Genomic DNA, 6,949 nt, shown 5'->3' with positions numbered 1-6,949 from the left:
CGGGTGACGGGGCCTGCGACGGCTCCTCCTCCGCCGCCGTGTTCGATCATGGTGACGACGACGACGCGCCTGCCGTCTTTTTCGCCCCAGGAGCCTATCCAGGCATGGTCGCGCTGGCGAAATTCCATTTCCGCGCTTTTGAGGCGTCTGTTGCCGTCCATTTTGATTTTGACGACCTGCGCGGTACCGGTTTTCCCGCCGATTTTCATATCGGGGCGTTTGAGGACTTTAGCGGTAGCGCCCTGGGCTTCCACGGTCTGGACCATGGCGTTTTTGATCCAGGCGCGGTGGGCGTCGGAGATGGGGCTGCGGCCCGTGACTTCGCGGGGGGCGTCGGCGATGAGCTGGGGTTTGAGCAGGTAGCCGCCGTTGATGAGGGAAGAGAGGAAGACGGCGGTCTGGAGCGGGGTGACGAGGACATGGCCCTGGCCTATGGAGGCGTTGACGGTATCGCCCTGCTGCCAGGATTCGCCGAAGCGGCGTTTTTTCCATGCGCGGGAGGGGACGAGGCCGGTAGTTTCGTAGGGCAGGTCGATGCCGGTTTCGCGGCCGTAGCCGCAGGCGCGGGCGAAGGCCTCCATGTTGTTGATACCGAGTTTCACGGCCATGCTGTAGAAGTACACGTCGCAGGAGTAGATGAGGGAGTGCTCCATATCCACGGCGCCGTGGCCGCCTGCCCTCCAGCAGCGGAAGGTATGGTTGCCGAGCTTGAAGTGCCCGGGGCAGAAGACCTTTTCCTGCGGGGAGACGCCGTGCTCCAGGAGCATGCCCACCATCATGAGTTTCCACACCGAGCCTGCGGGGTAGGCGCTCTGTATGGCGCGGTTCTGGAGGGGGAAGCGCGGGTCGCTGCGCAGGGCGTTCCAGTCCCTGGCGGAAAGGCCGCCGATGAAGATATTGTTGTCGTAGGCGGGGCGCGTGACCAGGGCGAGGAGCTTGCCGGAATCCGGGTCCATGACCACGACGCTGCCGGAATAATCGCCCATGGCCTCCATGACGGCGTGCTGGAGGCGCGAGTCGATGGAGAGGGTGACGTTCCGGCCCATGTGCGGGGATTCGATGAGGGTGCGGCTCAGGGGGCGGCCGAGCACGTCCACTTCCAGGCGGTACAGGCCCTTCTGGCCGCGCAGGCGGCGCTCCAGCACGCTTTCGAGGCCCTGGCGGCCCACCATGTCGCCGAGGGAGAGGTCCGGGTCTTCGGCCAGTTCCTTTTCGCTGGCTTCGGCCACATAGCCGAGAATGTGGGAAAAGGCCTCGCCTTCGGGGTAGTAGCGGCGCGAGTGCGTGACTACGCGCAGGCCCGGCCATTTGTAGAGCTCGGCCTCGATGGGGGCCACCTGCTCGAAGGGCATGTCGGTGAGCAGGAGTATGGGGTCGAAGCTGCGGCCCTTGCTCCTGTCCTGCTCGTAGCGGGCCTGGAGGCGCTCCAGCGGCACGCCCGTCCAGGCGCTCACCTGGGCGAGGGCGGCGGGTATGTCGGGGCAGTATTCGCGCACCAGGGAAAGCCCGTAGGCCGTGCGGTTCTCGGCCACCAGCTCGCCGCTTGCGTCGTAGATTTCGCCGCGCGGGGCGAAGATGCGTTCGTCGCGCAGGCGGTTCTCCTGCGCCATGCGCACATAGTCGGCCCCGCGGTGAATCTGGAGGTACCAGAAGCGCGCGCAAAACAGCGCGAAAAGCAGCACGATGCAGCATTGCAGAAGCAGGAGCCCGCTTCGCGGCGGCTGATATTCATCGTTGCCGGTTTCTATCTTCATGGAGCGCCCTCCTGCGCAGTATTGCGGCCGCAAGCCACACCCAGGGGGTGAACAGGGCCTGGAAAAGACATTCGTTGAAGAGCAGGGAAGGCTCCCACGGGATATCCTGAAGCGTGGTCAGGAGCGCGAAAATGACATAGTGCGCACAGGAAAGCAGTATGCCGAAAAGCGTGACGAAAAGAAAGCCCGTGCCCTGGAGCAGGCCGCAGCCCACATGGAAGGCTATGGCCGCGAGCGCGTACCACAGGAGCGTGCCGCCGAAAGCCATGCTGCCCATGCCCTCCTGAAGCAGGACGAAACACGCGCCCACGGCGAGGATCTGGGGAAAGCGGCGCTCCTGAAGGGCAAGGATGAAGCCGGGCAGGAGGAAATCCAGGCCGGGCATGAGGGCCTGAAGGGCTATGCCCGCGAAGGCGTAGCAGAGCCACCAGCCGGCGCTTGCCCAGCTCATTGCCCGGCCTCCGGCTCAGGCTCTTCCGGCTTTTCCAGAAGGGGCGCGCGGCGGGTGTACACGGCGTCGCTTTCCGGGGTGATGGAATCGGCGGGGCGCTGGAGCAGGAAGACCTCCTCCAGCCTGTGGAAGTCCACCAGGGGCTCGGCCTGTATCTCCAGCACGGAAGCGCCGGAGCGCGAGGCCCCGCCCGTGGATATGGCCGTGACGCGCGCCACGGGTATGCCCTTGGGAAAGCAGGAATCCACGCCCGAGGTGACGAGCAGCTCGCCCACGCGCACAGGCGCGTTCTGCCGCACGAAGCGCAGTTCCAGCGGCAGGCCCGGCCCGCCCCCGGCAAGGATGCCCTGCACCCTGCCCTCGGAGGTTATGACGGCCACGCGCGAGCCCGTGTCGGTGAGCAGAAGCGCCACGGACGTGCTCGGCCCGGCCTTCAGGATGCGGCCCACCACGCCTTCCCAGGAAGTGACGGGCGTGCCCGGGGAAGCGCCGTTCATGTAGCCGCTGGAGAGCATGACGGTGGAAAGGGCCGCGTTGGGGCCCATGCGCCAGGCCAGCACGCGGCTTGCGCGGGCCTGCCAGGAGGCAGGATATTCCAGGTGCATGAGGCGGCGCAGGCGCTCCAGCTCGGCCATGCCCTCGCGCGTGTCCGCAAGGCGCTGCTCAAGCACGCGCAGCCGCGCCTTGAGCTCACGGTTCTCCTCGCGCACGTTGCGCAGATCCACATAATTGCTCCACGCGCCGAGCACCATGTCTTCCACGCCGGCAAAGCCGCGCATGATGCCGCCCGTGAACTCCAGCCCCACGGCGGCGCACAGCCTGTCCCACTGGCCGGTACGCTGGTTCCAGGTGTAGATGCCGAGAAAAAGCAGCAGCGTGCAGATGATGAGAAGGATAACGCGGCGGGGCAGCAAGGCAAAACCTCCCCGGAAGGAAAATCGTTGCGTCCCGGAAGGGCCGGGCCGGAGAAATGCGGGGCGCGGCGGCGCAGCCTGCCGGGCCGGAACGCGGAAGCTCAGGGCGCGGGAGAATGCCCGAAGCCCATGCCGCAGGCGCACAAAACGCGGGCTTCGAAGGCGCGGGTCAGGGGCCGGGCGCAGCCTGCAAGGCGCAGGAGAATACCCGAAGCCTATGCCGCAGGCGCACAAAACGCGGGGCCGCGCCTACCTTGCAGCATGCGGGCGGAACGGCAAAACGCCCCGGAAAGCCCGGCAGCGTCCGCAGGGCGGGAAAGGCACGCTCCCGCGCGGGGCGGGCCTTCCCTGCCGGGCCGCACACGCCTTTCTGCGCAGCCTTCGGAAAAGCTTCCCGGAAGCCGCGCGGAGGGCCCGGGGCTAGGCGCTAGTCGATGCACACCTCGCGCATGGTGCGCATGTTGTCGAGGGCCATGCCCGTGCCCATGACTACGGTGGCGAGCGGGTCGTCCACGCTGAAGATGGGCAGGGACGTGTCTTCCCTGAGCAGCTGGTCGAGGCCGCGCAGAAGCGCGCCGCCGCCGGTGAGCACGATGCCGCGCTCCACCACGTCGGCCGCAAGTTCGGGCGGCGTCTGCTCCAGGGCCTGGCGCACGGCCTGCACAATGGCGTCCACCTGCTCGGCTATGGCCTTGCGCACTTCCTCGGAAGTGATGATGATGGTCTGCGGGATGCCGGTGACAAGGTCGCGGCCCTTGACCTCAATCTCCTTTTCCTCCTCCATGGGGTAGGCGGAGGCTATCTGGATCTTGATTTCCTCGGCCGTGGATTCGCCGATGAGCATGTTGTACTTGCGCTTGACGTGGCGCAGAATGGCTTCGTCCATCTTGTCGCCGCCCACGCGCACGGAGCGGGAATACACGATGCCCGAAAGGGATATGACGGCCACTTCCGTGGTGCCGCCGCCGATATCCACCACCATGTTTGCGGTGGGCTCCTGAATGGGGAGGTTCGCGCCTATGGCCGCAGCCATGGGCTCCTCAATGAGGAAGACCTCGCGCGCGCCCGCGCTCAGGGCCGATTCCTTCACCGCGCGCTTTTCCACCTGCGTGATGCCCGTGGGCACGCAGATCATGATGCGCGGCCGCACCAGGCGGCGCTGATTGTGCACCTTGGAGATGAAATAGCGCAGCATGGCCTCCGTCACCTCGAAGTCGGCAATGACGCCGTCCTTCATGGGGCGTATGGCGCGGATGTTGCCCGGGGCGCGGCCGAGCATGCGCTTGGCCTCGGAGCCCACGGCGAGCACCTGATTGTTGCCGCGGTTGTCCTTCTTTACAGCAACGACGGAAGGCTCGCGCAGGACTATGCCCTGCCCCTTGACATACACGCAGGTGTTTGCGGTACCAAGGTCTATGGCGAGGTCGTTGGAAAAAATGCCGAGTATGATATCAAAAATCTTGGCCATGGAATGTTCCGGTAAAGGGAGGTGAATGGGGGCTCCGGGGCAGGAAAAAGGCGGGCCGTCATGCAGGCCGCCCGGGCTCATGCGCCCGCTCAGGAACCGGAGGGGAAAAGTTTCCATCGCAAGGCCCCTCTTGTCAATCCTTTTTTCATGCCGGAAAAGGCGCGGCCCGCCGGAATAACGGCAGAAGCCCCCCTGCCCGGCAAAACGTGCGCCGCCTCCCCAAAGAAACGCCCCTGCCGCAAGGGGAAGAAAAGGCCCCGGCAGCGCGAAATCCCCCTGCCCGGCCTGCGCCGCCTTGCAGGGAAAGGCCCGCGCTTTTGCCCCTGAACATCCCCCGTGCCGGGATCCGGGGAAAGGCCCGCGCTTTCTCCCCCGGCGCAGGCAGCGAGACAGGCCGCCAGCACGCCCCATAAAATTCTCCCCCGGCGCAGGGGAAAAGCCCCCCTTTCGGGCAGGCAGCGCAGAAAAAAAACGGCCGCTTCCCGCAGAAAAACGCAGGGCCCGGCCGGAAAGGAACCGTGATGAAGGAACGCTCCCCCCGCTATCTCAGCCTGGACTGCCGCCTGCGCGCCCTTTTCGGCGAAAAGGTGCAGAAAATCCCCCTGGACGCAGGCTCCACCTGCCCCAACCGCGACGGTACCCTCTCCACCGGCGGCTGTACCTTCTGCAATGCCGAAGGCTCGGGCACCGGCCGCGCCGCCCTCGGCCTGCGCGGCCAGTGGGAGGCGTGGCGCGAACGCTTCGCCCGCTCGCCCCGCACCAGGCATACCCGCCTCTTCCTCGCCTACCTCCAGTCCTTTACCAATACCTACGGCCCGGCCTCGCGCCTCGCCGCCCTGCTCGAAGAAATCTCCTCCCTCCCCTGCCTCGCGGGAGCCTGCGTGGGCACAAGGCCCGACTGCATCGACAGGGAAAAGCTCGCCCTCTTGGCTGCCCTCCCCTTCCCGGAATTCTGGCTGGAAATCGGCGCGCAAACCTGCCGCGACGATACCCTCGCCCGCATCAACCGCCACCACAGCGCCGCCGACACCGAACAGGCCGTGCGCCTCGCCGCCGACTTCGGCATCCCTGTCTGCCTCCACCTCATGGCAGGCCTCCCCGGCGAGTCCGGCAAAGACTTCCTCCAAACCGTGCAGTGGGCCGCCACCCTGCCTATCCGGGGCGTCAAACTCCATAACCTCTACTTCCCTAAAGGCGCCGCAGTGGAAAAAGAACGGAAAGAAGGCCGCCTCACCCCCCTCGATCAGGATGAATACGCCGCCCTCGCCGCTAAAGCCCTTACCTTCCTCCCTTCCCCCGTCGTCATACACCGCCTCTGCGCCGACCCCGCACCCGGAGAACTCGCCGCTCCACCCTGGGCCCTCGATAAGGGCGGTACCCTCCACCTCATCCGCTCCACCCTCGAATACAACAACTGGTGGCAGGGCAAAGCCGCCGACACCCCGGAAAATAACCCCTTCCTGAGTTGAAAAGGCAGCAAAGGCACGAAAACACAGGAAACGCAGGAAAAGGCAGGAAACGCAGGAAAGGCACGCGGGGCGCCGCCCCGCACCCCGTCGGGGGGAATGATTCCCCCCGAGCCCCCTCATCAGGCAGGCTCGCGCAAAGGGAGAACGCAAAGGCAAGGCTTCGACTCCCTTCCGGTGCGGCTTCCTTCTCCAGTAACGGAGCGAAAAGGCCGGGCAACCGACGTTCTGCCCCACAGGCCGGAAGTCTCGCCGTGCGTCTTTGCCTGCTCCCCGTCAGTGCAGGTGTGCGCTGCCGCGCCCGCCTGCGGTGGCCGACCGTCGCCGGGCTTCGCCCGTCAACGGTGTAAAAGGAAAAGATTGCCGGATGTTTTTTGGGGGAGCGCCGGCGGAAGCATTACCGGAAAACGTGAGGGGCAAACGGCTTCTTTTGCCGGGGAAAACTTTTTTTGAAGCTCCGGGCCGTGAGAACTTTTCCATAATCTTGCAATCCCTTCCTCCGTCACTGTTTTCCGGCAACGGCCGGAAAGGGGACGATTCACGCCGGGCGAATCCTCTTTTCTTGCAATCCCTTCCTTTGACACTGTTTTCCGGCAACAGCCGGAAAACAGTCGGCCTGCGTGAGCGGGTCCGAAGGACACGCTCACACTGACTGAGGCAGCCGCAACACGGCAAGGAGAGCCTGCCCGGCGGCACGGGGTTCGGCCCTGCCGCGCCTTTTGCACGGAAAGGAGGATACCGGAAGCGAGTCAAGGCACTGCTTTTGCGCACAATCCGCGCGCGAATTTGCCAAATGGGGGGGTTCGGGGGGAATCATTCCCCCCGGCGGGGCCCGGGGCAGCGCCCCGGCTGCCTTTCCTGCCTTTCCTGCCTTTCCTGCCTTTCCTGCCTTTCCT

The 6,949-nt window shown here is 65.6% G+C and carries 5 protein-coding genes; 1 reads left to right on the top strand and 4 read right to left on the bottom strand.

Annotated features, from left to right (window positions below):
* The 4 genes from mrdA to K8W16_RS07945 form a co-directional block, all read right to left on the bottom strand.
* Positions 1-1,754 (bottom strand): penicillin-binding protein 2 (gene mrdA, locus K8W16_RS07960; RefSeq protein ID WP_304122617.1); only part of this gene is annotated, 1,754 nt, incomplete at its 3' end.
* On the bottom strand, positions 1,729-2,205 hold the full coding sequence (locus K8W16_RS07955) for a hypothetical protein (RefSeq protein WP_304122616.1): 477 nt from the start codon (positions 2,203-2,205) through the stop codon (positions 1,729-1,731). The genes K8W16_RS07955 and mrdA, both read right to left, overlap by 26 nt.
* Positions 2,202-3,119: a rod shape-determining protein MreC gene (mreC, locus tag K8W16_RS07950; protein ID WP_304122615.1), complete on the bottom strand. Its 918-nt coding sequence runs from the start codon at positions 3,117-3,119 to the stop codon at positions 2,202-2,204. Before mreC ends, K8W16_RS07955 begins: the two co-directional genes overlap by 4 nt.
* A 427-nt stretch (positions 3,120-3,546) precedes the next feature.
* Positions 3,547-4,587: a rod shape-determining protein gene (locus K8W16_RS07945; RefSeq protein WP_304122614.1), complete on the bottom strand. Its 1,041-nt coding sequence runs from the start codon at positions 4,585-4,587 to the stop codon at positions 3,547-3,549.
* A gap of 521 nt (positions 4,588-5,108) precedes the next feature.
* On the opposite strand from K8W16_RS07945, the gene K8W16_RS07940 reads away from it, so the two are divergent.
* On the top strand, positions 5,109-6,056 hold the full coding sequence (locus K8W16_RS07940; RefSeq protein ID WP_304122613.1) for a TIGR01212 family radical SAM protein: 948 nt from the start codon (positions 5,109-5,111) through the stop codon (positions 6,054-6,056).
* Positions 6,057-6,949 lie beyond the last annotated feature (893 nt).

It is taken from the genome of Mailhella massiliensis (assembly GCF_020741395.1).
In the GTDB taxonomy this organism is placed as follows: Bacteria; Desulfobacterota; Desulfovibrionia; order Desulfovibrionales; family Desulfovibrionaceae; genus Mailhella; species Mailhella massiliensis_A.
The sequence above is the reverse complement of the archived record's forward strand: the minus strand, read 5'-3'. Positions and strand labels throughout refer to the sequence as shown.